This window comes from Algibacter ulvanivorans (assembly GCF_048381495.1).
Taxonomy (GTDB): domain Bacteria; phylum Bacteroidota; class Bacteroidia; order Flavobacteriales; family Flavobacteriaceae; genus Algibacter_B; species Algibacter_B ulvanivorans.
The window spans coordinates 1020987-1047555 of the sequence record NZ_JBLWGD010000001.1 but is presented as its reverse complement, the minus strand read 5'-3'; the positions used below and the strand labels follow the sequence as shown (position 1 = coordinate 1047555).

Annotated in this window: 22 protein-coding genes; 14 read left to right on the top strand and 8 right to left on the bottom strand. The window is 30.8% G+C overall.

The annotated features are described in order from the left end of the window. Nucleotides 1-6: 6 nt before the first annotated feature. The 9 genes from ACNG5D_RS04875 to ACNG5D_RS04835 all read left to right on the top strand — a co-directional run bounded on the left by ACNG5D_RS04875 (nt 7) and on the right by ACNG5D_RS04835 (nt 6437). On the top strand, nt 7-651 hold the full coding sequence (locus ACNG5D_RS04875; protein ID WP_418182368.1) for a hypothetical protein: 645 nt from the start codon (nt 7-9) through the stop codon (nt 649-651). Between the two features lie 22 nt (nt 652-673). Beyond that, nucleotides 674-1045 (top strand): DoxX family protein, encoded by a 372-nt coding sequence (locus tag ACNG5D_RS04870; RefSeq protein ID WP_418182367.1) that lies wholly within the window; start codon nt 674-676, stop codon nt 1043-1045. A gap of 104 nt (nt 1046-1149) precedes the next feature. Then, a complete protein-coding gene (locus ACNG5D_RS04865) occupies nt 1150-2004 on the top strand; it encodes a helix-turn-helix domain-containing protein (protein ID WP_418182366.1) in 855 nt (284 codons plus the stop codon). Between the two features lie 181 nt (nt 2005-2185). After that, nucleotides 2186-2578, top strand: coding sequence for a hypothetical protein (locus tag ACNG5D_RS04860; RefSeq protein WP_418182365.1), 393 nt, complete (start codon nt 2186-2188; stop codon nt 2576-2578). A 146-nt stretch (nt 2579-2724) separates the two neighbouring features. After that, a complete protein-coding gene (locus ACNG5D_RS04855; protein ID WP_418182364.1) occupies nt 2725-3192 on the top strand; it encodes an anthrone oxygenase family protein in 468 nt (155 codons plus the stop codon). Nucleotides 3193-3228: 36 nt separating this feature from the next. Then, nucleotides 3229-4053 (top strand): NmrA family NAD(P)-binding protein, encoded by an 825-nt coding sequence (locus tag ACNG5D_RS04850; RefSeq protein ID WP_418182363.1) that lies wholly within the window; start codon nt 3229-3231, stop codon nt 4051-4053. Nucleotides 4054-4069: 16 nt separating this feature from the next. Beyond that, the gene (locus tag ACNG5D_RS04845; protein WP_418182362.1) at nt 4070-4813 is read left to right on the top strand and encodes a DUF3108 domain-containing protein; all 744 of its coding nucleotides are present in this window, start codon (nt 4070-4072) and stop codon (nt 4811-4813) included. A gap of 540 nt (nt 4814-5353) precedes the next feature. Further along, nucleotides 5354-5920 (top strand): Crp/Fnr family transcriptional regulator, encoded by a 567-nt coding sequence (locus ACNG5D_RS04840; RefSeq protein WP_418182361.1) that lies wholly within the window; start codon nt 5354-5356, stop codon nt 5918-5920. A gap of 64 nt (nt 5921-5984) precedes the next feature. After that, nucleotides 5985-6437, top strand: coding sequence for a DoxX family protein (locus ACNG5D_RS04835; RefSeq protein ID WP_418182360.1), 453 nt, complete (start codon nt 5985-5987; stop codon nt 6435-6437). 208 nt (nt 6438-6645) lie between these two features. On the opposite strand, the gene ACNG5D_RS04830 is transcribed toward ACNG5D_RS04835, so the two are convergent. Continuing rightward, entirely contained in the window at nt 6646-8832 is a 2187-nt protein-coding gene (locus ACNG5D_RS04830) for a glutamine synthetase III family protein (protein WP_418182359.1), read from the bottom strand. 267 nt (nt 8833-9099) lie between these two features. Here ACNG5D_RS04830 and ACNG5D_RS04825 point away from each other — a divergent pair, with 267 nt between their 5' ends. Further along, complete coding sequence (locus tag ACNG5D_RS04825) at nt 9100-10122, top strand: glutamine synthetase beta-grasp domain-containing protein (protein WP_418182358.1); 1023 nt, start codon at nt 9100-9102, stop codon at nt 10120-10122. Nucleotides 10123-10211: 89 nt separating this feature from the next. Here the strand turns inward: ACNG5D_RS04825 and ACNG5D_RS04820 are convergent, their stop codons facing one another. Then, a complete protein-coding gene (locus ACNG5D_RS04820; RefSeq protein ID WP_418182357.1) occupies nt 10212-11162 on the bottom strand; it encodes a calcium/sodium antiporter in 951 nt (316 codons plus the stop codon). Nucleotides 11163-11344: 182 nt separating this feature from the next. On the opposite strand from ACNG5D_RS04820, the gene ACNG5D_RS04815 reads away from it, so the two are divergent. From ACNG5D_RS04815 to ACNG5D_RS04800, 4 genes are all read left to right on the top strand, one after another. After that, nucleotides 11345-11704: a BlaI/MecI/CopY family transcriptional regulator gene (locus ACNG5D_RS04815; protein WP_418182356.1), complete on the top strand. Its 360-nt coding sequence runs from the start codon at nt 11345-11347 to the stop codon at nt 11702-11704. Nucleotides 11705-11706: 2 nt separating this feature from the next. Beyond that, a complete protein-coding gene (locus tag ACNG5D_RS04810) occupies nt 11707-13458 on the top strand; it encodes a M56 family metallopeptidase (protein ID WP_418182355.1) in 1752 nt (583 codons plus the stop codon). A 502-nt stretch (nt 13459-13960) separates the two neighbouring features. Next, a complete protein-coding gene (locus tag ACNG5D_RS04805; RefSeq protein ID WP_418182354.1) occupies nt 13961-14113 on the top strand; it encodes an SsrA-binding protein in 153 nt (50 codons plus the stop codon). Nucleotides 14114-14212: 99 nt separating this feature from the next. Continuing rightward, nucleotides 14213-16126 carry a hypothetical protein gene (locus ACNG5D_RS04800; RefSeq protein ID WP_418182353.1) on the top strand — a complete coding sequence of 638 codons (1914 nt, stop codon included), beginning with the start codon at nt 14213-14215 and terminating at the stop codon, nt 16124-16126. A gap of 51 nt (nt 16127-16177) precedes the next feature. Here the strand turns inward: ACNG5D_RS04800 and ACNG5D_RS04795 are convergent, their stop codons facing one another. From ACNG5D_RS04795 to ACNG5D_RS04770, 6 genes are all read right to left on the bottom strand, one after another. Next, nucleotides 16178-17599, bottom strand: a complete 1422-nt coding sequence (locus ACNG5D_RS04795; protein ID WP_418182352.1) for a TolC family protein — start codon at nt 17597-17599, stop codon at nt 16178-16180. A gap of 13 nt (nt 17600-17612) precedes the next feature. Beyond that, nucleotides 17613-18287 (bottom strand): ABC transporter ATP-binding protein, encoded by a 675-nt coding sequence (locus ACNG5D_RS04790; protein WP_418182351.1) that lies wholly within the window; start codon nt 18285-18287, stop codon nt 17613-17615. Nucleotides 18288-18308: 21 nt separating this feature from the next. Further along, complete coding sequence (locus ACNG5D_RS04785) at nt 18309-19043, bottom strand: GIN domain-containing protein (RefSeq protein ID WP_418182350.1); 735 nt, start codon at nt 19041-19043, stop codon at nt 18309-18311. 21 nt (nt 19044-19064) lie between these two features. Further along, nucleotides 19065-21416, bottom strand: coding sequence for an ABC transporter permease (locus ACNG5D_RS04780; RefSeq protein WP_418182349.1), 2352 nt, complete (start codon nt 21414-21416; stop codon nt 19065-19067). Nucleotides 21417-21592: 176 nt separating this feature from the next. Continuing rightward, on the bottom strand, nt 21593-24040 hold the full coding sequence (locus tag ACNG5D_RS04775) for an ABC transporter permease (RefSeq protein WP_418182348.1): 2448 nt from the start codon (nt 24038-24040) through the stop codon (nt 21593-21595). Between the two features lie 44 nt (nt 24041-24084). Continuing rightward, a complete protein-coding gene (locus ACNG5D_RS04770) occupies nt 24085-26490 on the bottom strand; it encodes an ABC transporter permease (RefSeq protein WP_418182347.1) in 2406 nt (801 codons plus the stop codon). Nucleotides 26491-26569: the final 79 nt, after the last annotated feature.

Here is a 26569-nt window from a genome sequence, read left to right as displayed (position 1 = left end):
TGAGGCATGAAAAAAACAATTCTCATAGCTTCGTTATTAACTATTGGGTTTGCCAACTATTTGCAAGCACAATTTACTCAAGTAGAACTGTTTTCTGGTTTTGATAAAACAGATTTCACATTATACTCTAGTTATACCATTAATAAGAGTAAAACCCTCAGCATTAACACACTAGCGTTCTTTCAAAAATTTAGAGATGAACAAAACCAAGTCTTTGATGAAGCAGGTGTGCAACCAACTTTATTTTGGAATCTTAATAAGTATATTGCCATTGGACCATCTTTATATTACAATAGTTTTTCTGGGTATTCTGAGCGTTTGTCAGCAAAGTTCACCCTAAAAAGCTCACAATTGCTATTTGTTATTATTCCTACCATAGCCCATTCTGAACAAAAAAATGCTAGTTATGCCGAAGTTGCTGCTCAATTTCAATACAACACCCCCATCAACAACAAGATATCTCTTTGGATAAATGGACAATTCTTAACGGTTTGGGACGAGTTTAAAACGCATTCAAGAAGTTTTCAGCAATTACGTACAGGACTATCATTCAATGGGCATCAATTAGGCATTGGTTTAGACTTTGACCTATATGGGTCTAACCCTATAAAACAAACATCTTTCGGTGTGTATTACCGAAGCACTTTATAAACAATTTTAAATCTTAAACATTATGAAAAATTTAGTAAAAGTTTCACATTGGATAGCATACGGATACTTAATCTATGCATTTGGTTATGCAAGCCTTTTTAAAGTTTTCCAAAAGGAAAGTATGATGGAAAACATGAGCAATTTTGGTTTCGGAAAAACATGGACTTTATCTATTGGTTATGGCGAACTGTTGGGAGTCATTGGTTTGGTTATTGGGTTTTGGATGCATAAAGCTAAAAACCTATCAACTTTATGGTTATTGCCATTCGCAATTGGCGCATTGACAACTCATTTTGCGCATAATGACTATGAATACTTTTATACATCATTATATTGTTGTATTGCTTGTATGACTCTACTTGTTACAGATAAAAACTTCAAAGTAATATTATAGTGATTAAAACTCCGAATTTTAAGTTGACTCATATAACAATATAGACTTTACAGTAAATTTCACATATTTTCTTTAACTTTATTTTTTTTAATATACGATTGTCGATGACACGTGATTTTATACATATGAATGACTTTATAATTTTGGTAGAAGAAGCCAATTCTACCAAAGTAGAAGTTGATTCGTGTCGTTTTGATGACCCCATAATAGGTGTTGCTTTTTATGGTTCTGGAAATGTAGACTTAACTGTAAAATATGGTCAAAATCAAAAAGACTTTCAATACACTAAAGGGCTCTCTCTCTCTTTTTATGCTGACGAACAAGTAGAGTTTGAGCATATAGTAAGCCCAAATAAGAATCTAAAATGTATCGTTGTTGCTACTAAACTAAAAAACCTAGAACAGTTACCAAATCAAGAAGGAGAGTTGTTTTCTGACTTATTACAAGAACTGGTAAACCCTAAAGATAGTTATGTAAACGGACCAAGTTTCTATATGACACCAGAAATGGAAAATATTTTAGATGCTTTTTTCTTAAATAATTATTCTGGGAAGACAAAAATGATGTTCTTCAGAAGTCAAATAACTGCTTTATTATCTCACTTTTTTGGCCAACTTGCTATAAAACAAGGGGAAGCTTCAAAACCACAACACAGAAAACAATTAAATAAGGCAAAAGATATATTATTAGAAAATTTGGATAATCCACCTTCTCTTTCTGAACTTTCTAAGGCCATTGGTTTTAATACTACCAGACTTAAAAAAGAGTTTAAAGCTATTTTTGGAGTACCCGTCTTTAAATATCTTCAAAATGAAAGGCTTACTTCGGCGCATAAACTTATTCGCGAAAGAGAAGCCACAGTACAAGAAGCCGCATGGCAAGTTGGCTATGAAAGCCTAAGTTCCTTTTCTAATGCTTTTGCAAAAAAATTTGGCTATCGACCTAGTCAAATTAAATAAGCATATTTATTTAAAGTAATAAGAAACTAAAAGAAATTAGCTTCTATGAAATCAAGTAATTAAAAACTTGAATATCTTATTAATGGACTCTTGCACTTTTCGAACAAATCATACTTCTTTTAGAATAAATACCTGATTAGGAGTGATTATAAATTTGTGTCATAATTTAAAAACAAAGATTATGACAACCGACAGAATATTTAGTTTTGTTTTCGGCACTTTAGTATGGGTTTTAATGGTTAGCATTTATTTGCTTTCTTTTAATTTTCCAATAATCGAAAACTTAGAACTACAGTCTAACATAGCACTTGTATTAGCAATTATTCCAAGTGCTTGTTTAGGAACGCATTTGTTTTATCAAAAAGGACAAATGAAACCAAGTGCATTAGCACTAACCTTTATTCTTATTGTCACTTTATTGGATATCATAATTACAATACCTGTATTCATTATACCTACAGGAGGTGGTTATTCTGTTTTTTTTAGCGATCCAATGTTTTATATCATTATAGTTATGTTCTATTTAATCGTACTAAACTACGGCACGTATAGACTAAAAAAAGTAGCGCTATGATATTCTTAGTAAAACTAATAATAACAATCATTGTAAGTTTTGTATTGTAATAAACCAATAAAAAACGCAACAATAAAAATTCTTTACTACTGCATTAACCAAAATAAAAAACAATAAAAATGGAAATAAACATTAAAATTATCGTATTGCTGCTAAGCATCTTATTTACTGGGTTAACGGCAGGTTTGTGTTTTACGTGGTCCAATGCCATAACACCGGGTATTGGTAGATTGAGTGATTTTGAGTTCTTACATTCATTTCAGGCTATAAATCGTGCCATCATCAACCCTAGTTTTCTTGTTGTATTCTTAGGACCAGTAATACTCTTATTCATAAATACCTATTTACATCGTAATGCACACCCAACAACATTCTGGTCATTTACTATGGCTGCAATTTTATTTTTCTTGGGGATTGGCCTTATTACAATATTTAAAAACGTACCGCTAAATGAGCTACTAGATAAAACGGCTTTAGAAAACCTTTCGGTAGTCGAGCTCAAAGAACTTAGAACTAAATTTGAACACCCTTGGAACCGTTGGCACATACAACGAACCGTAGCCTCTTTCGCATCCTTTGCTTTATTATTAATAGGGCTTATATACAACAAATAAAAACATAGTAATTAAAAAACTTTAAAATTATAGAACATGAAATCAGAAAACATTTTAGTTATTGGAGGAACTGGAAAAACCGGTCGCCGAGTAGCAGAAAATTTAACACAATCTGGACACAATGTAAGAGTTGTTGGTAGAAAGACAACCCCGGTATTTGATTGGGAAAACCCAGAAACATATACTTTGGCTTTAAAAGATATAGATAGAGCGTATATTGTATATTACCCCGATTTAGCTGTTCCAGGCTCTAGAGATGCAATTACTAAACTTACTAAAAAAGCCTTAAAGGCTGGTTTAAAAAAAGTAGTATTGCTTTCTGGTAAAGGAGAAACTGAAGCCGAGGCTTGTGAGGATATTGTAGCAAACTCTGGATTAAACTACACACTAGTTAGAGCCTCTTGGTTTAATCAAAACTTTAGTGAAGGGGCATTTTTAGAGTTTATACTAAATGGCACGGTTGCTTTACCAATGCCAGATGCTAAAATTCCATTTGTAGATGTAAATGACATAGCAGATGTAGTCTCAAAAGTACTGCTAGATGACTCTTATAACGGACAAACCATAACCGTTACGGGGCCTGAAAAAAGAACTTTTAAAGAAGTTGTTGAAATTATTGCTAAAGCCATTAATAAGCCAATTCAATTTACACCTATTTCTATTGAAGAATTTAAGAATGGTATGCACAAAGCAGGGTTACCAGATGCTTATGTTTGGCTTTTTGGTTATTTATTTAAAGAAGTATTAGGCAACCCAGATAACCAAACAATATCTAACGACATTGTTAAAGTATTAGGAAAACCAGCTACAGATTTTAAAACCTTTGCTAAACAAACTGCAAGTACTGGAGTTTGGAGTTAAAAATCAATTATATAAAATGAAAAAAACAATTTACCTTTTACTATTCACTCTTGGATTTTCTATACAAACAAACAGTCAAAACCAATCATTAAGTCCTCAAAATAATCCTGCTAACACACATTTGCTTAAACCTGAAACTTCAAAAATGTCTTGGTTTATAGTAAGGGATTCAACCAAAATTAAAATCGGAGATATCTATACAGATGTTAAAAAAAATAAAAGCAGAGTTATTATTACAACGACTGTAGTTATGAAACAATCACCTAATAAATGGGTAGATAGCACTATAGTTAATGCAAAAAATTTTAAGCCTATTTATCATTCTTCATGCAATCAACAAAGAGACATGGTTTTAAAATTTGATGATAAAATAACTGGGTATTATTTAGATAAACAAACCAATACCAAAACTAAAATATTAGAATACACTAATAAGCCTTTTTTTGATAGTAATTTTTACCCACAACTATTAAGGTTTCTTCCTCTAAAAAATGGTTACTCAAAAACTATCTCAATTTTTGACTATAATCCAAAATCAAGTGTTGGTGTAATTTCAGCAACAATAAAAAGTACAGAAAAAATAGCTATAAAATATAACGGAAAATTAAAACAGGTATGGAAAGTTGAAACTACAGATGATATTTCAAATAATAATGCTTTAATGACATATTATATTGATATACTAACCAGAAAACTTATAAAACAAGAACTTGATTTAGAAGGAAGAAAAATGATTATGAAATTGATAGAAGAAAACTAATATTTAACCTAAAAAAATAAAATCAAGACACTCAACTTTTATTCGTCCAGTAGGTAAAGGGAAGTTTTGCCCCAAAACGTCTCTCAGAACCGAGCCTTATTTAAGTAAAAAAAAGAGAGGAAGTTACCCGTATTTTTTTAAGCCTTAAGCTTCATAAAGTATACTAATCTTTGCCCTCTCTTTTACACTTTCAATTAACATCCGTAAAAATAATTGACAATAACCTTAAATTTTTATAATTAGTTACCTAGTTCTAATATACTTACTAATAATCCCGCAGAATATTCTATTCGATTTTATTTACTAAATTAGTTACTTAACACGTAAAGAAATAACACTCAAAACCAACAAACAAATTTACAAACAACAATACAAAAGTTAAAGATAACTAATGAAAAGGTATAACAAAAACATCGTCAAAACCCTAAACATCATTATTGGAGATTATACGTATTATGACGACTTTGGGAATGTTTAGAATTTTAAAAAAATGTATAATACCATTTTAACACTAAATAAATTATAAGAAAACACCATTACATGAACAATATTAGAAAGTTTATTGACAATATTTCTCCAATGAACGATTCTGACTGGGAATTATTTGCCTCTAAACTAAAAAAAGTAAAGCTTAAAAAAAACACTACAATACTAGAGGTTGGTAAGATTGAAAATTATTTATCATTTATTTCGAAAGGCATAGTTAGACTTTATATTCCTCGAGAAGCATCAGATTTAACGTTTGGTTTTTTATTTGAAAATGAATTTGTTACTGCCTATGATTCTTTTTTAACACAAAGTCCTTCTGAATACCAAATTGAAACGTTAACTGAAACCACCTTGTGGAAAATTTCTAATAACGATTTGCAAGATGTTTATAAAAACACACAAAACGGAAATATTATTGGAAGAAAAATGGCCGAAAAGATGTTTTTAATAAAATCTAAAAGAGAAATTTCTTTACTAAATAAAACGGCTGAAGAACGGTATTTAGACCTATTCTTAAATAGGCCAAAATTATTACAACAAATACCTTTAAAATACATCGCTTCGTATATTGGCATTACGCCGCAGGCTTTAAGTAGAATAAGAAAGCGCATTAATTAACTTGGGTTCATTTTTTTTGCTTATTGTTTTTTAACCTTTGTATTTTACTAATTTTTATAAAAATATGAAACCTTTAATTATACTTTTATCTACGTTTATTTTATCGCTTTTTGTAATTAAATTTATAAAAAAGGAGTTTAGCTTTGCGTTATCTGCCAGAATTGCAATGTCTATAATGCTTATATTTACAGCTATTGGGCATTTTATATACACAAAAGGCATGACTATGATGATACCTAAGTTTATACCTTTTAAAGAAAACGTTGTTTACCTAACAGGAATTTTTGAAATTTTACTGGCTATAGGTCTTTTAACTCCTAAATTAAAAGTTATATCTGGATGGGCACTTATTATTTTCCTTTTACTTATGCTACCTGCAAATATTTATGCTTCTATAAATAATATAAACTACCAAAAAGAAACGTTTAATGGTAATGGTCTTGCTTATTTGTGGTTTCGAATTCCGTTACAAATTTTGTTTGTTATTTGGGCTTATTTTTGCTCTATTAAATTTTAAAAGAAATAAAAGTATTTAACTGTTAAAACTTAGCTAGCAAACACTTGCGTTAGGGATTGTAGCGGCATCCTTTTTGCAAAGTTTTTAACTACACCCTTTTTTAAACTAGATATTAGGTTATTATTTAAACTTTAAAAATAAACACAAGACTTTTAGCAAAAAGATATAGCGTAAAGCCCGACCCTTGTGGTAACGCCCATGTAAAAATCTATCTTGTAAACAACATTTCTCTGTACTTGGTTAGCGGCCAAATTTCGTCGTCCACCAGCAATTCTAATTTATCGCAATGGTAACGAATATCATCAAATAGCGGTTTTACTTTATTACAATATGCTAGCGCCTTTTTTTCAATATCTTTAATTTCGTTGGCCAATTTTCTTGCCTCAATCATTTTAGTTACATTGGCATTTATGCCTTCTATATGATTTGAAATATCTTCAATTAAATTAATTTGCTCTTTAGATACGCTATTGTATTTTTCTTCGAAAATTTCTTTTAATCCGCGTACATTTTCTACTAATATATTTTGGTACTTTACGGCAGTTGGTACGATATGATTACGTGCAATATCGCCCAAAACACGGCTTTCTATTTGAATATGCATAATGTATGCTTCAAGCTCGATTTCGTAACGTGCCTCGGTTTCAATTTTACTCATTACATGCATTTCTTCAAACAATGCAATGGTGTCTTTAGACACTCTGGCTTTTAATGCTTCTGGTGTTGTTTTGTTATTACTTAACCCACGTTTTTTTGCTTCTTTTTCCCATTCGGCTCCGTAACCATTACCTTCAAATAGAATGGCTCGAGATTCTTTTATGTATTCTCTTAGTACGTTAAAAACAGCTTCGTCTTTCTTTAAGTCTTTTTTATTTATTAAGGCATCAACTTCTACTTTAAAGTCTTTTAACTGTTTGGCTACTATGGTGTTTAAAACCGTCATTGGGTTACCACAATTTGCTAAGGAACCTACGGCTCTAAATTCAAATTTATTTCCTGTAAATGCAAAAGGAGATGTTCTGTTTCTATCGGTATTATCTAATAAAACATCGGGTATTTTACCTACAACATTTAGTTTTAATTCGGTTTTTTCTTTTGGTGATAGTTTTCCTTTTGTTACCCCTTCTAACTCTTCTAAAACCTTAGTTAACTGCTCGCCAATAAATACCGATATAATTGCTGGAGGCGCCTCGTTTGCTCCTAATCTGTGATCGTTACTTGCTGATGCTATAGCGGCTCTTAATAACGCTTCATGCTTATGTACCGCTTTTATTGTATTTATAAAAAAGGTTAAAAATTGCAGATTACTCATTGGTGTTTTTCCTGGTGATAATAAATTAACACCAGTATCTGTAGATAGCGACCAGTTGTTGTGTTTTCCAGAACCATTTACGCCTGCAAATGGTTTTTCATGTAGCAATACTTTAAAATTATGCTTTGCTGCAATACGCCCCATAACATCCATTAATAGTGCGTTATGATCTACAGCTAAATTAGCTTCTTCATAAATTGGAGCTAACTCAAATTGGTTAGGTGCAACCTCATTATGCCTAGTTTTTACAGGGATACCCAATAACATACATTCGGTTTCTAATTCGCGCATAAAATTTAATGCTCTGTTAGGAATGGCTCCAAAATAATGATCGTCTAACTGCTGGCCTTTTGCTGCCGAGTGCCCCAATAGTGTTCGTCCTGTTAATGCTATATCTGGCCTACTTGCAGCCATCATTTTATCAACCAAAAAATACTCTTGCTCCCAACCAAGAGAAGAGGTTACTTTTTTTACATTTTTATCAAAATATTTACAAATTGCTGTTGCAGCATTATCAACCGCATTTAACGCTCTTAAAAGTGGTGTTTTATAATCTAAAGCTTCGCCAGTATACGCTACAAATATAGTTGGTATACAAAGTGTTGTACCGTATATAAATGCTGGCGAGGTAGGATCCCAGGCAGTATATCCTCTAGCTTCGAAAGTATTTCTGATGCCTCCATTTGGAAAACTAGATGCATCTGGCTCTTGTTGTACCAATTGATTTCCATCAAATTTTTCGATAGCCAAACCTCCTTCAACAGTTTCAAAAAATGCATCATGCTTTTCGGCTGTAGTTCCTGTTAATGGCTGAAACCAATGCGTATAATGTGTAACGCCTTTTGACAAGGCCCAATCTTTCATTGATGATGCTACCTGATCTGCAATGCTTCTATCTATTTTTTTTCCAAATTGAATAGCATTTGTTACTCCTACAAAGGCATCTTTGGTTAAATAATGACGCATGGTGCTTTCATTAAAAACATTTTTACCAAATAAATCTGATCGTCGCTGATTTTCTTCAACTAAAACAGGTTTATATTTAAGCGATTCTTTTATGGCATGAAATCTTAATGTAGACATCTTATTTTGAAATATTTGATAATTAATATTAAGGCAAAAATAATGAGGTTTTGTAATATATCCTTAAAATTAACCACCTCTTTTATGCTTTTTTCAGTTTTTTCACAAAAAAATCATCTTTTTTTAAAATATACCTTAAAAAACTAGGGTATAAATAAAAATAACATGCTTATTTACTAAAACACCCCCTATAAATTTAAAGTAAAAATATAAAAATATATATTTGTAACATTATTATCAATATTTCAATTATATAAAATATTCATTATGGCAAAAATTAAATTAGAATATCTTTGGTTAGATGGGTACTACCCAACTCAAAACTTGAGAAGCAAGACTAAGGTAGAAGAACATGAAAACTTTAAAGGGACTTTAGAAGAGTTAGGAAATTGGTCATTTGATGGATCTTCAACAAGACAAGCAGAAGGAGGATCTTCAGACTGTTTATTAAAACCTGTAGCTATTTACCCAGATCCAGATAGAATTAACGGATATTTAGTTATGACTGAAGTATTAAATGCCGACGGAACACCACACGTTTCTAATGGTAGAGCTACTATTGATGATGATGATAATGATTTTTGGTTTGGTTTTGAGCAAGAGTACTTCATTATGGATACTAAAACGCAATTACCATTAGGATTCCCAGTTGGAGGATACCCTGCGCCACAAGGTATGTACTACTGCTCTGTTGGTGGAAAAAACACACATGGTAGAGATTTAGTTGAAGAACATGCAGATTTATGTATTGATGCTGGATTAAACTTTGAAGGTATTAACCAAGAAGTTGCTTCTGGACAATGGGAATTCCAATTATTTGCTAAAGGTGCTAAAAAAGCAGGCGATGAAATATGGGTAGCGAGATATTTACTAGACCGCTTAACAGAAAAGTATGGTTACTATATTGAGTACCACCCAAAACCATTAGGTAAAGATATGGATTGGAATGGTTCTGGTATGCACGCAAACTTTTCTAACACAACATTAAGAACTTGCGGATCTAAGGAAACTTACGAAACAATTTGCGAAGCTTTCCGTCCAGTTGTTAAAGAACATATTGAAGTTTACGGAGAGTTTAACGACCAACGTTTAACTGGTGATCATGAAACTGCTGCTATTACAGATTTCTCTTATGGTGTTTCTGATAGAGGTGCATCAATCCGTATTCCTATTATTACTGTAGAAAAAGGTTGGAAAGGCTGGTTAGAGGATAGACGTCCAGCATCTAACGGAGATCCTTATAAAATTGCAGGAAGAATTATTAAGACTGTTAAATCGGCTAAAATATAATTATTTTAGTATCAGTTTGTTCATAAAATAAAAACGCTAACATAAAAAATGTTAGCGTTTTTTTATTGTATTTTTCTAATAACAACAAATTAAAACTTATCCTTTGCAAATACCAAAAACATAAACACACCATAACAAATTACTAAAAAGAATCCTTTCATTCTACTAATTTGCAAACGCTTTGGAAGAAAAACTAAAGGTATTAAAACAGCCGAGAAACCAAGCATCCAAAAAATATCGCTCGATAAAATTTGCGGCTCGGTTACAGGTATTGGCTTTACCAAGGCTGTTAAACCCAAAACCGAAGCTATATTAAATATGTTAGAGCCTATTAAGTTGCCTAACGAAATGGCTTTTTCTTGCTTTGCCGCTGCAATAACCGATGCGGCTAATTCTGGTACACTAGTCCCTATAGCAATTAAAGACACTCCTATTACAGCTTCACTAACACCAACTGCCCGTGCTATTTCTTTAGATCCATCAACCAACCACTCGCTACCAAAATATAACGATGCTGCCCCTATTAATAACCAAAGTCCTATTTTAAAATTTGAGACTGTAGATAATGCATCATCAACATCTTCAACCTCAACATCTTGCTTCGCATTCTTTATTAACACCAATAAAAATATTACTAAACCAATAAATAGTACCGCTCCTTCTATTGCCGTTAAAACATGATCATTCTTTAAAAAGAAATATAAAACTATAGAAAACACCATCATAACCGGCCAATTAAGTTTATAAAACGATTTATCAACTGCAATTGCGCCAACCATGGCCGTAACACCTAATACCAAAGCTATATTAGCAATATTAGAACCCACAACATTATTAATGGCTATTGCTGGCGATCCTGATAGTGCCGCTTGTAAGCTTACCAATAATTCGGGTGCCGATGTAGCAAACGATACCACAGTCATGCCTATTACCATTTTAGAAATATTAAACTTAAATGATAAGGCTACAGACGAACGCACCAAAAACTCACCTCCTATCACTAACAAAATGAAACCTAAAATAACCCAAACAATACTCATAAAACATTTTTTTTGCGAAGATAATTGAAACTAAAAAGTGAAATACTAAAAGTGAAAAGTTTTTTTGAAAACTTAAAATTTAGTTAAATAACTATTTATTTAGTTGTGTAACTATAAAAATAGTTATACGTTTGTATTAGGTAAAAAACCTTAAGACATTAAAAGCTACAAGAACCAATTAAATGGAAAAACTAACAAATAAAGAAGAAGAGATTATGCATATTTTATGGAAACTTGAAAAAGCTTTTGTAAAAGATGTACTTGCACAAATAAAAAACGATAAACCTCACTATAATACACTTTCCACAATAATAAGAAATTTAGAAGACAAAGGCTATGTAGCATATAATGCGTACGGAAAAACGCACCAGTACTACCCTATTATTAAAAAAGAAGAATACAGAAAAGGGTTTATGAATCTAGCCATAAACAACTACTTTAACAACTCTTACAAAAATGTAGTTTCGTTTTTTGCAAAAGAAGAAAAAATAAGCGTCGATGAGCTTAAAGAGATTATTAAACTTATTGAAAAAAATGAATAGTTATGGAATACTTACTTAAATCTAGCGCTATTATTATTATTTTTTATGGGCTATACAATTTACTATTACACCGTGACACCTTTTTTTCTCACAACAGATGGTTTTTATTAGTTGGCATATTAGCAGCTGTAATACTTCCAGTAATTGTTATACCTATTTATATAGAATACACACCTATTAACACCAGTAATTTAACATTTAAAAATGCTATAACAACACAAAATAACTCAAACTTAGAACTTAAAGATATATTGTTATTAATATATAGCTTAGGGGTTTTATTTTTTGTTTTTAAGTTTTGCTTTCAACTCGCATCATTAGGTATTATATTATTTGAGAATAAAAAAATAAAACGAGGTAAATATACTTTTATTGAAACACAGAAAAACATTTCGCCATTTTCATTTTTTAAATGGATTGTTTACAACCCCAAACATTTTAACAAAGCAGAACTACAACAAATAATTGCTCACGAAAAAACGCACGCAAAACAATATCATACTATAGATATTTTAATAACACAATTAGCATGCATAGCGCTATGGTTTAATCCGTTTATGTGGCTATACAACAAAAACTTAAAACAAAACTTAGAGTTTCTAGCAGACCGCGATACATTAAACAGCATGGTTTGCAAAAAAACCTATCAATACACTTTACTTAAAACGAGTGTGCCAACTCATCAATTGGCATTAAGCAACAATTTTTATAATTCATTAATCAAAAAACGAATCGTTATGTTACAAAAAACAAAATCAAAAAAAATTAATCTAATTAAATATGCCCTTGCCATACCTGTATTGGCTATATTTTTAATGAGCTTTAATACCAAAAAAGTTTATGTAGAAAAAACAAACCCGATAAATAACATAGTACCAAACATTAGCTTAGAGTCTAGCACAAACACTAAAACCGGTAATAAAAATACTATTGCCAAAAAAGATATTAAAGCTTTTATAATTACAAAAAAAACAACCAATACCGAATTTGAAAACCTAAAAGAAAAATTAAAACAAAACGGAGTAACTTTAAAAATAAAAGGAATTAAACGAAATGCCGATGGAAATATTACATCCATTAAAATTGAAGCCCATGCTAAAAATTCTAATGCAAGCTTCAATTTAAATTCTGATGAAGCCATAAGCCCAATAAAAATAGCTTTTGAAAAGGGTGGTAAAAACATTTCAATAGGAAATGCAAACGTAAAAAACAATAACATTACTTATGTAATAAAAGATAAAAACGACGATATAGTAGTACATGAGATAAAAAAATCATTAAATAATAAAAGCGCCATATTTATTTCTGATGATGAAGACAATACCATTTATGAAGTTAACGGAGATTCCATACACTTTACTACAAACAATGATAAGAAGCATAAAATAATTAAAACTGTTGAAGTTATAAAAAGTGATGACGAAAATGGCATTATAGAAATTGTAGTTGATGATGAAGATGATACATACACAACCGAAGACATTACGATTATAAAATCGGACGCTCCAGAAAAAGTTTTTAAAATAAAAACAAACAAAAACGGAGATAACAAAAACGAGTTTATTATAAAAACAGATAGCAACAAAGAACCTTTGTATTTTATAAACGGTAAAATAGCAACGAAAAAAGACATTAAAACCTTAAATAAAAATAACATAAAAAGCATGAATGTGTACAAAGGCGAAGCCGCAATTAAAAAACATGGCGAAGCTGCTAAAGATGGTGTTGTAGAAATAACTACCAAAAACGAATAAGAAAAAATAAATCTAGTACAAGAAAGACACTTTTAAGTAAGTGTCTTTTTTTTATAGCAAATAGAATAAAACAGATAGAAAACACAAAAAAACGAATAAAGAACATAAAAAGCCCCTAGAGTTATAAAAACAACAAGAAAAACCCTCTATAATTATTACAAATTAAAACAAAAATAACCTTTTAAGCATAAATATAACACTTATTTAAAACAAGTCACAAACACATCGAAATCAATTTTATAATTACACTTACAAATTAGCATTCAAAATCACAGATTTAAACAAAACTATTTGGTAAGCATATTAGTAAATACATATCTTCAAAAAACATTAAGATAATTAACCACATTTACTAACTTTTAAAACCAAAAAAATATGATTGCACTTGCTAAACTTATAATTGATATAATACTTTTTATATTATCACTTTTATAAACAAAAAAACATATAAAACTTAGTCTAGAATAAGTTTTATATTTTTGTAATCAAATAAATTTTTAAAGTGAAAAAGCAAGTTTTCAAATTTTTAGCTAAGGTTAACAAAGTTATTTTACCAAGTTATTCAAAAAAACGATTAGATTTATCTAAAGCCACTAAACTGCAAATGGCAATTATAGGCTGGAGATGGTTTATAACTAAAAACGCATTAGGTTAATAGGTAAAATTAGCATTTCGGCTTAATTTTTGTAATTTAATTTTTTCATATATTACATTTACAACATTAAAATACAAAAGCCCCTCAAATCTAAAACCTATGGTTAAACATATTTATCCATTATTAATATTTTTAAGCTTCACCTTACAACTAATTTCGCAAGAAGCTAATATTTCTGCAAAATTCTCTCAGGATGGAAATTTATATCCAACAGAAAAAAAAACATCTGAACCTATAGCAGAATTTAAAGAAAACCAAAAATGTATTGTAACAGCCTATTTAGGCAACTATACTTATAAAGTTAAACTTAAAGATATAGTTGGCTATGTTAACGATCAATACTTATTTGTTAATGAACAAATGATGGATCTTTATTTTGATCATGAAGAAAAACAACGCGAAAAAGCAATTCAGGCCAGAAAACTAAGACAAGAAAAAGCTGAAGCAATTGCCAGAAAAGCACAAGAAAAATTTGACCTTATTGAAAAGAAGCGATTAGATTCTATAGCAAAAATTGAAGCCGAGGCACAAAGAAAACTTTTAGAAATAAAACGAAACGACTCGATTGCTAAAGCTAAAGAAACTCAAAGATTACAACGTATTGAACAAGCAAAAAAAGACTCTATTGCACAGGCCGTTAAAGAACAAAATAGACTTTTAGAAGAAAAACGCATTAACGATTCTATTGCCAATGCTAAAAAAGAAGCTAGAAAAAAACTAGAACTAAAAAAACGAAACGATTCGATTGCTAAAGCAGAACAGGCTTTAAAAATTCAACGTATTGCACAAAGAAAAAAAGACTCCTTGGCTCAGGCTGTTAAAGAGCAAAATAGACTTTTAGAAGAAAAACGCATTAACGATTCTATTGCCAATGCTAAAAAAGAAGCTAGAAAAAAATTAGAACTAAAAAAACGAAACGATTCGATTGCTAAAGCAGAACAGGCTTTAAAAACTCAACGTATTGCACAAAGAAAAAAAGACTCCTTGGCTCGGGCTGTTAAAGAGCAAAATAGACTTTTAGAAGAAAAACGCATTAACGATTCTATTGTCAATGCTAAAAAAGAAGCTAGAAAAAAACTAGAACTAAAAAAACGAAACGATTCGATTGCTAAAGCAGAACAGGCTTTAAAAACTCAACGTATTGCACAAAGAAAAAAAGACTCTTTGGCTCAGGCTGTTAAAGAGCAAAATAGACTTTTAGAAGAAAAACGTATTAACGATTCTATTAAATTAGCAGCATTAGCTCAGGAGAAAGCTTTAGAATTGCTTAAAAAAAGAAATGACTCTGTTGTAAAAGCAAATAAAGAAGCCTTAGCAAAAAATAGAACGAATAACGCGCTAAAAGCCGAACAACAAAAACTACTCCTAGAGAAACAACGCTATGATTCGATTGTAAAAGTAAGAGAACAAGAAGCAAAACAACTGCAAGAATTAAAAAGACAGAACGATTCGATTGCGAAAATTATAGAACAAGAAAGAAAAGCGCTTGAAGATTTAAGAAAAAACAAAGTTATAGCTCAAGAAAATAAAACCTTGACAGTTAATGCTGAAGAAGAAAAAAAGAAAGAAGCTCTGCTAGAAAGAAAAAAGTTTAGAGATTCATGCCATTATCAAATTAACGAATACGACCGATTCTATAATATAACTACTATAAGAACAGAACCTTATAGTTTAAGCAATAACTTAACTGTAGAGCTATATAAACAAAGCAGAAAAGAAAATGTATTTTTTAACTATACAGGCGATTTAGGTTGTGCTTCATATTTACCAAACCAAAGATCTAGTGTAAAAGTAACTCTAGAAAACAATCGAACCATAGCCTTTTACCACTCTTGGGATATTGAATGTGGCGACACTTTTCTTTTTAAAGCCAGATTAACTAATACACAAATTGAAATTTTAAAAAGTTCGCCAATAAAATCTATTGTGCTTAGAGGTACCCAAGGGTATAAAGAAATTAATTTTATAGATTACAAAGAGTTTTTTATAGATAAGTTAAAATGTATTGAGTAAAAAACACCTTTACACAGTTTATAAGATACCACCAAAGCTTTACAGCAATTGCTACATATTATTTCCTCGGTAATAATCTAAAATTTTAACTCTTAGTAAATACTCGTATTTAGCATTAATTAAATTAACCTCGGCATTATCTAAATTATTTTTACTTGATATAAAATTTAAAAAATTAGACACTCCGTTTTGAAATCTTATTTCGTTTATACGATACGATTCTTGATAGGCTTTAACCTGTTTTTTTAAACTTTCATGACGCTTTAATATCGTTTCCATATCAAAATGTGCTTGTGCAATAGCATTTTTAACATCTTGGTGTGTGCGTTCCAATTCTAATACAGATTCTTCAACTTTAATTTTTTCTAACTTAACATTATTTTTTGCTCTAAACCCGTTAAACAATGGAACATTTACAGCTAGACCAATAACAGTATTTAAGTTATTATCTAACTGGTCGTTATAACTAATTTTATTGGCCAAAAAAGTTTCATTAGCAGTCATTACTGGTAAATCATCGCCATTTACAGTTACAAAATCGCCATTTTCTATAAAACTAGATCCTGTAGAAGTAAAAGTTTCTGCTGCACTCGAGTAATTGGTGTTTACACCTCCAAATATTGATATTTCTGGTGTAAACTGTGCTTTTGCTACACTAACACCCTTTTTTGCAGCCTCAATACGTAATGTTCTAGCTTTAAATGTAGCTAAACTTTGTATGGCTTCATTATACACTTCATTTGCCGAGAAATTGTAAGTTTTAAAATCTAAAATAAAACCTTCTGTATTAACTCCAAATTCGGGAGCTACATTTAATAGACGTGCTAAATTAAGTTTTGCATTATTTAAGCCAGTTGTTGCTTCTAAAATACTCGTTTCATCGTTGGCAACTTGTCCCAATATATCGGCATAATCTGCCGGATTACCATACTCATTCTTATAAAAATTTTCTTGAATTTTAAGCTGCTTATTTGTAGCCACTAAACGAGCTTTGTTTAATTTTAAAATAGCTTCTGCATTTAAAACTTGTAAATATGCTAAGGTTACATTTAACACTAAATTTTGTTTAACAGCTTCTTGTTCTAATTTTGATGCTTTATTATTTAAACGATTTTGCTTTAAGGTATTTAACAACCTAAAACCATTAAATATAGTTGCATCTAAGCTTAAACCTAGATTAGAAAATGTTAATTCTTGGTTTATAAAATCGTTTGTAAAAGGGTCTATACTTCTACCATCATTCACGCCTAAATTAAAATTACCATTAATATTTGGTAATAAATTTGCTTTAGACTGTTGATAATTTATTTTAGCAGAATTTGCCGATAAATTTGCCGATTTAAAATCTAAATTATGTGTTATAGCTAAATTAATACACTCGTTTAATGTGTAACTTTTTTTAAGTGTATTTTGTGCATAACCAACAACACTTAATAGTGTAATTATTATATATATTATAAATTTATATATCATGATTATTTTATTTTTATGAAACTATTTTACCGTCTAGTAAATTTATAACTCTAGAGCCGTAAGCTGCATTTTTTTCAGAATGCGTAGCTTGAATAATGGTAACGCCTTCTTTATTTAACTGCGAAAATATTTGCATAATTTCTTCACTTTGTTTCGAGTTTAAATTTCCTGTAGGCTCATCTGCCAATATTAATTTAGGCTTACCTATTAAAGCTCTTGCTATACCAACTAGTTGTTGTTGGCCGCCGCTTAATTGGTTAGGAAACAAATCCTTTTTTCCTACTATATTAAAACGATCTAACATGTCTGCTACCAACGCCTTTCGTTCTGAATGTTTAACATTTTTATAAAGCAATGGTGTTTCTATATTTTCGTAAACGGTTAACTCATCAATAAGATGATACGACTGAAAAACAAAGCCTATATACTCTTTAAAAAGTTTAGATTTATTTCTCTCTTTCATGCTATGTACTGCTTCGCCTAAAAAAGTATAACCTCCATCTGTAAAATTATCAAGCATACCTATGCAATTTAACAGTGTTGATTTTCCTGAGCCAGATGGTCCCATTAATGATATAAACTCGCCTTCATTAACCGTTAAATTTATGGTATCTAACAGCTTAATTTTTTTACTTCCTGAGCTAACCTCGCGAGTGGCTTGGCTTAATTTTAATATTTTATTAATCATGAATTTATTTCTTATTAACCACTAATTTATTTGAGAAATTTCTGAATCACCAAAACTTATACCTTTACTTATTATAGCAGAACCTTTATATTGTAATTTAGCTTCGCCATAAGCCGTAAATTTTATTTTATCAGTAGCTTGAATATAAAATTGAGCTTCACCATAAGCTTTTAACTTAGAAACCTTATTTTCGACCTCTAAAAGGTTAATTTCGCTTTCGCCATAAGCTGTTATATTTTGGGTGTTTATTAATCCTTTTTTTATAATTAGCTCGCTTTCCCCATAAATATTTGCATTAAACTTTTCTATTTTAACAGCATTTAAAACTACCTTAGATTCGCCGTAAATTTTAAGTTTAAATATTTCGTTTTCTAGTAAACTTTTGCAAATAGTTTGCTGCTCTCCTCTTAAAGAAAGCTCGTCTAAATTTTTATATGTTACAAGAATTGTTAATACTTTACCTTTATAAATAGGGACTTTAGTTGTAATACCATTTTTAACAACTTTTTTATGTTTGGTAGTTTCTTTAGCACCATCTAAATAAACACGTAATGTACCAGAATTAACTTCTATGTTTACTTTATTATGGGTTGTCGTATTTTTTATTATTGTAACAGACTCTTGGTTTCCTTGTACAAAAGTGGTTTCTATATGTGGGCTTATAATAACTTTATTATAAGTTTCGACATTTACTTTTTTTTGAGCCATTACAAATTGACTTACAACAACTAGCACTATAAATTTTATACTTTTCATGCTTTTATATTTAATAATTAACTATTCGGCTTTTAAACTATTTACTGGGTTTGCTAATGCTGCTTTTATTGCTTGAAAACTTACAGTAAGCAATGCTATTAATATTGCTGCCAATCCTGCAATAACAAAAACCCACCAATTTATTTCTATACGGTATGCATAATCTAGCAGCCAGCTATGCATAACAAACCACGCTACTGGTATGGCTATTAAAATGGATAAAACAACAAGTTTTAAAAAATCTTTTGATAATAATTTTACAATTCCAGAAACACTAGCCCCTAAAACTTTACGCACTCCAATTTCTTTACTTCGTTGTTCGGCTGTATAAGCTGCTAAACCAAAAAGTCCCAAACAAGAAATAAGAATAGCTAACAAGGCAAATAGCTGAGAAAGTTTCCCTATTAATTGTTCGCTTTTAAATTTAGCATTAAAAGTATCGTCTGCAAATGTGTATTTAAAAGGAAAAGCTGGGTTGTGCTTTTTCATTACAGCTTCTACTTTGGCTAACATAACATTAGTGGCTACTTTGGGGTTCGTTTTTAAATACATATATCTTGATTCTCCTAAATAGTTAAAAAACAAAACCGGATCGCTTTGGCCATACATATCGCCATACAAATAATCTTTAACCACACCAACAACGGTGTAAGTATCGCCACGGCTTATTTGTTTTCCTATAGCACTACCATTACCCATTAATTTTGCAAACGATTCGGTTATTAAAACACTAGAGCTATCTTTAGCTATATTGTCGCTAAACCCACGTCCTTCTATAAGTTTCATTCCCGTTGTTTCTAAAAATCCGGCATTAACATACCTAAATGAGATTAATATATCTTCAGTATTGGTTCCTCCCGCCCATTCTAATCCTGAGCCATTATTTCCTCCATTTAAAATTTCAGAATTACATAACCCTACATTTATAATAGCTCCTGTATTTATTAAGTCTTGCTTAATTGTCGAAAATTTTTCAATTATAGTTCCGTTAACATCCATAGTTAACAGTTGGTCTTTGCTATAACCTAAGTCTCTGTTTTTTACATGCTGTATTTGTTGATAAACCAATATGGTACAGATTATAAAAACAATAGAAACGGCAAACTGGCCAACTACAAGTCCTTTTCTAATAAATGTTGCAGATCCTTGGGTTACTTTTAAGCCTTTTAAAACCTCGACGGGCTTAAATGCAGATAAATAAAAAGCAGGATACAACCCAGCGAATACTCCGCAAAGTACAGATATTGATACCAAACTAACTACATGCATTGGTTTGGTTAACCCTAAGACTAAATTTTTATCGATAAGTAAGTTAAACTGAGGCAATAAAATAAATAATAATATTACACTTACTAAGGTTGCTATAAAAGCAAGAATTAAAGCTTCGGATATAAATTGAATTATTAATCGAGATCGGCCAGACCCCATTGCTTTTCGTACACCAACCTCGTTAGCTCTTTTTTCGCTACGGGCGGTAGACAAATTCATGAAATTTATGCATGCAATAAGCAAAATTATTAAGGCAATTATTGTAAATAAACGTACATAAGTAATACGACCACCAACCTGAATTCCGTTTTCAAAACGGTCTTTTAAGTGCCAATTTTCCATAGCATGCAAAAAAGCTTTCGAGTCGCTTTCGCCAGTTTTTTTCTCTAAAATTTTACGTACTTGCGCATCTACGGTTTTAAAATTAGCTTCTGGCGTTAATGTTACAAAAGTGTCTGCAAAAAAGCTATCATACTCTTGCATCCACTCTCTACCATTTGCTAACCTTTCAAACGGTGCCAACCAATCAAAAGAATAGGTTACGTTTTTAGGTAAATTTTCAATAACTCCAGTAATTAAGTAACTATCGGAATTATTAACTTTTAATGTTTTTCCAACAACTTTTGTGTTTTTTCCGTAAAGTTGCTCTGCAGTTGTTTGAGTAATTACAATAGCTTCTGGATTAGTAAAAGCCTCGCTTAAACGACCTTCAATAAATTTAAGATTAAATATGTCTAAAAAATCTTTATCGGCATAACGGCCAGATTTAGTAATACCATTATCGCCAACTGTAAACAAAAGCTCGTCTTGCCTTGTTCTAGATGCTTTATTAACCCCTGGTATTTCTGTTTTTAGGGCATTAGCTAATGGGCCAGGTGTAGAACCAAATGTTCGCCACTCGCCTTCATACTGTTGGTGTGTAGAAACAAAGTAAATATGCTCTTGGTTTTCAAAATTTGCATTAAAACTTAACTCGTCTTCTACCCAAAGAAAAATTAAACTAGCGCAAGTAATACCTATGGCTAAACCAAAAATATTTAAAAAACTATACCCTTTATTTTTTAATAAAGTTCTGAATGCTATTTTTATATAATTTAAAATCATTTTTTATTTTTTTTTGATTTTAGTAAATATTTGTTTTTCTCTATACACAATACTAACAAGATGATGCCAAACACTTAAAAATCTACAAACCAAATGATTAGACCAATTAATCAAAATAAATATGTTCGATTATGATACACTCTTTGTTCAAAACCGAACACTTGCATTTTTGTGTTTTATTCTGAACGTAATGAATTTACAGGATTAGTGTTTGCTGCTTGAAACGTTTTAATACTTATAACTAATAATGCAAATAAAATCATGGCACAGCCGCTTAAAAGAAACACCCAAAAACTAAGGCTTGTTTTATATGCAAAATCTTGTAACCAATTATTAATACCTAACCATGCTAGTGGTGCCGCTATAACAAATGCGATGGCTACAAGAATTAAAAACTCTTTACATAAAAGTGCATTTATTTCTAATAACGAAGCTCCTAAAACCTTACGAACCCCTATTTCTTTTACACGACGATTTGTAGTGTATATTACTAAGCCTAAAAGACCTAAGCAACTTATTAAAATTGATAAACCTGTAGACCAGTTTAGTAGTTTTGATATTTTTTGTTCGCGATTATAGAACTTGGCAATAGTTTGGTCCATAAACTCCAACCTATAATCATCATTTTCAGTATAAACCGATTTATAAGCTAATTCTATTTTTAATAATGTTTCCTTTAAATGTGTTGATGCTGTATTTTGAAATGCTATGTGAACAGCTTGAAATTGGCTATACCTATCGCGAAACCAATCGCCACGAAGCGCCATAGGCTTAATTCCTGTTTTTAAAGATCTTTGGTAAAAATCTTTCATAACACCTACAATTGGCACATTGCTATTGTTAAGATCTATAGTTTTTCCTAAAGCATCATTTGGTGTTTTAAAACCTAATATTTTACTAAAGGTTTCGTTAATAACTAATTCTCTTACAGTATCGTTACGAAGTGTTCTTCCTGCTAATAATTTTAACTCAAATAAATCGATATATTTTTCATCTCCATATAGAAATTGTAACTCTGTTTTTACTGTTTCTCCTTCATTTACATAGGTAACGTTAGTTGTACTTGTAGAAAATGATGCTGGAGGGTTGCCGCCAATACTTAAACTTTTAATTTCGGGAATGGCTCTTAATTTTTCGGCATATAATTGTTTTTTAAACAATTCTCTTTCATTTCGAGGGCTATAAACAGATACTACAGCATCGGTTTTAAACCCCATATCTTTACTAAGTAAAAAGTTAATTTGCTTACTTACTAACAAAGTGGCAATAATAAAAACTTGAGCAATGGTAAACTGAAATACCGTTAGATATTTTCTAAGCTTTACCTTTTTTTGTCCAACCGAAATATTATTTTTTAATACCGAAACCGTATTAAATTTTGAAAGTACTAACGCTGGATAAAAACCAGACAAAAATGTAACTATTATTAATAACAATACTATACCTAATATAACTAAAGGGTTTTTAAGTAGCTGTAAGTTTAAATCTTCTGCTACAAAATCAGAAAACACATTAATTAGCCATTTTGAAAGTATTAAAGATAAAATTGCCGAACATAAAACAAGCAAAAAAGTTTCGCCCATAAATTGAGTAATAAGTTGTTTCTTAGAACTTCCTAATGTTTTTCTAATACCAATTTCTTTAGCTCGTTGTGTTGCCTGTGCTGTGTTTAAATTAATAAAATTAATACAGCCTAAAAGCAGTAAAAACAAAGCTACTAGTGCCAAACTTGCTAATAACGATTTACTGGCTTGACCTTTGGACCAATCGTAAATGCCATAATTCTCATTAAAATGGATATCGTTTAAGGGTTGTAGATAAAAATTTCTAGATTGTCCAAATGCTTTATCACTTTCAGATGTGTGCTCTGTAGCCAAATCATCCAAACGCTTTTGTACTGCTTTTAAATTTCCTGCTTTATTAAGTTTAACATAAAGCTGGGATGCAGAGTTTGTACTTCCCCATTTTTTTTCGATAATTTCCTCTCTTCTATCTGTTTGCAATAAAGTAGGGTGCGAAATAAACTCTTGAAAAATAATATCTGTACGCGACTTAAAATTCTCAACAATTCCTGTTACTGTTATATTAATAGAATCGTTATAAACTAATGTTTTACCAATAATTTGAGATGGCGATAAATTAGGAAAATAATTGGCTGCTCTTGTTTTTGTTAATACCACATTGCCTGGGTTTGCCAATGCATTGGTTTTATTGCCTGCTATAAAATTATAATTAAATATATTAAAGTATGCCTCATCAGCGTATATCACAAATTCTGGCCATTTAAACTCTAAACCGTTAGATTTGTTTTCAACTTTTGCTGGTCTTTCTTCATAAAACTCGCTTATGGTTTCAAGATTAGAATTATTTGAAATGGCATCCTTTAATGCTAAAGTTACACCTCCATTATAAAATACGCCTTCTGGGCTTTTGTAATCTGTTACTACTCTATAAATACGATTACCATCTTTATGAAATGTATCGAAAGTAGAATCGTAATAGATCATTAAACCTATAACAAACGAAGCACTTAAACCAATGGTTAGCCCTATTACATTTATAATTGAAAAAGCTTTGTTTTTCATTATGCTTCTCCACGCTATTTTAAAATAATTTATAAGCATAATTTTTAAGATTTACGGTTTACTTTATTGTTTATTAATAACTATTACTCTGTACGTAATGATTTTACGGGGTTAGATGTCGCTGCTTTTATAGCTTGAAAACTTACTGTTATAAGTGTAATAATTAAGGCTCCAAAACAAGCTATTGCAATAACATCCCATGTTACAGAGGTACGATAACTAAACTTTTGCAACCATTGTCCCATAATATAATAAGCCAACGGCGAAGCCACTAAAAGCGCTATACCCACAAGCGTAATAAAATCTTTAGAAAGTAATAACCATAATTGACTAATAGATGCTCCTAACACTTTTCTTACACCAATTTCTTTAGTACGCTGTTCTGCCACAAACGATGCTAACCCAAATAACCCCAAGCAACTAATAAAAATGGCTAAGCCCGTAAATACACTTGCTAGACTAGCTATACGCTCTTCTGATCTAAATTTTTTCCCATACTCTTCATCTACAAACTGAAAATCGAAAGGTGTATTAGGAAAATTTTGCTTAAATACATTTTCTATAATGTCTAAATTTTCGGCAGTACTTTTTTCTGGATTTAATCTTAAATTATAAAAACTAGCATTACCAAATCTCTCAAACACATACATAGATTGCTTTACAGGACTATATGGCGATTGCATTATTATATCGTCAATAACACCTATAATTTTTAAAGGTTCCATTTGGTTTTCAACATCAGGATCGGAGTCACGTATAAATTTCCCAATAGGGTTTTTAATTCCCATATATTCAACGGCTGTTTTATTAAGAATTACGCCTAATGAATCTGTTGGAAAGTCTCTTGAAAAACCACGCCCCTCAATAATTTTTGCACCCAAAGTTTCAACAAACTCGTAAGACACACTTGTGTAGGCCAAATCTTCTTGAAATCCAACTGATTTGCCATCCCAAGTATACCCAGATCTATTAGACCAAACACTTGTAGTTGGGCTGCTTGTTGTTGCCATTTCTAGAGCGCCACCTGAGGCAATAAATTGATTTCGCATAAGCTCTGCTTTACCAGAAAACTCACTACTCATAACTGGAATTTGTATTAATCCTTCTTTATTATACCCTACTGGTCTGTCTTTACTATATTGTATTTGGTTCATAACAACCAATGTGCCTATAATTAATGCTATAGAGACGGTAAATTGAGTTACCACTAAAATTTTACGAGGTAATGACGAAAAACGCCCTGCCTTAAATGTGCCTTTTAATACTGTTACTGGGTTAAATGACGATAAATATAAAGCTGGATAACTGCCTGCTAAAAATGCAGTTATTATTATAAACACAAAAGCTGTTAACCAAAATTGAATACTTACCCACGGAAAAGTAATTGCTTTACTTGCTAAATTATTAAACCCGTTTAAAAACAATAAAACAATACCAATAGCAAACACAAATGATAATACAACAATTATAAAAGACTCACTTAAAAACTGAAATATTAATTGCCCACGTTTTGAGCCTATAGATTTTCTAATACCTACTTCGGTAGCTCTTTTCTCTGAACGAGCTGTACTTAAATTTACAAAATTAATACAGGCTAATAAGAGGATAAACACCCCAATAATTCCAAATAACCATACATTTTCTATACGTCCGCCAGACTGAATGCCGTTTTCAAAATCATTTCTAAGGTACCAGTCCTTCATTGGAAACAAGAATATTTGAGGGTTAAACTCTGCTGTTTCTTGGCTTTCGTTCTTTTTAACATCAATTATTTTTGATGTTACCTGCTCCATAGTCGTATTACTATTAATTTGAACAAACATTTGAAACGAATTATTTCCCCAAGATGTTTCAGCGTTTTCTATCCATTCTTGTGTGGTTACGTAATGCTTCCATGGTATTATATACTCCATGTCTCTAAACGTATTATTTACTGGTATGTTTTTATAAACAGCCGTTACCATTAAATCGTCCTCATTATTTACTTTTATTATTTTACCAACTGCGGCATTTTCGCCAAACAACTTTTTTGCAGAATCCTCAGAAAGCATAATGGAATTTTTTTCTTTTAAGCCATTACGAACTCCAGCTATAATTTCAAGATTTAATAATTCTGGAGCAGCTTCTTGCATAGCATTACCTGGAGTATAAATATTAATATCTCCAAATTTTAAGTATCTAGGTTGCTCCCACGATGCCATAACAATATGTTTAAAATTATCGTTATGTTTTTCTTTTAAAGCTAACTCTAATGGTCTTGGTATAGCAGGTCCTGTACTAATGTCTCCATTACTTGTTTGATGTTGATATATTTGGGCTATAGTCTCTTTGTTTTTAAAATGGTTATTATAGCTTAACTCATCTGCAATCCATAAACCTATCATCATGGTTGCTGCCATACCTACTGCTAAGCCAGATATATTTATAAATGAATACACCTTGTTTTTAAGAAGATTTCTAAACGCGATTTTGAAATAATTTTTAAGCATGGTTTTTTATATTAATGTTCGCTTTTTTGATTGATGTAGCAGTACCACTTCAGTATTTTTTATTGATTGATTAGTTTTA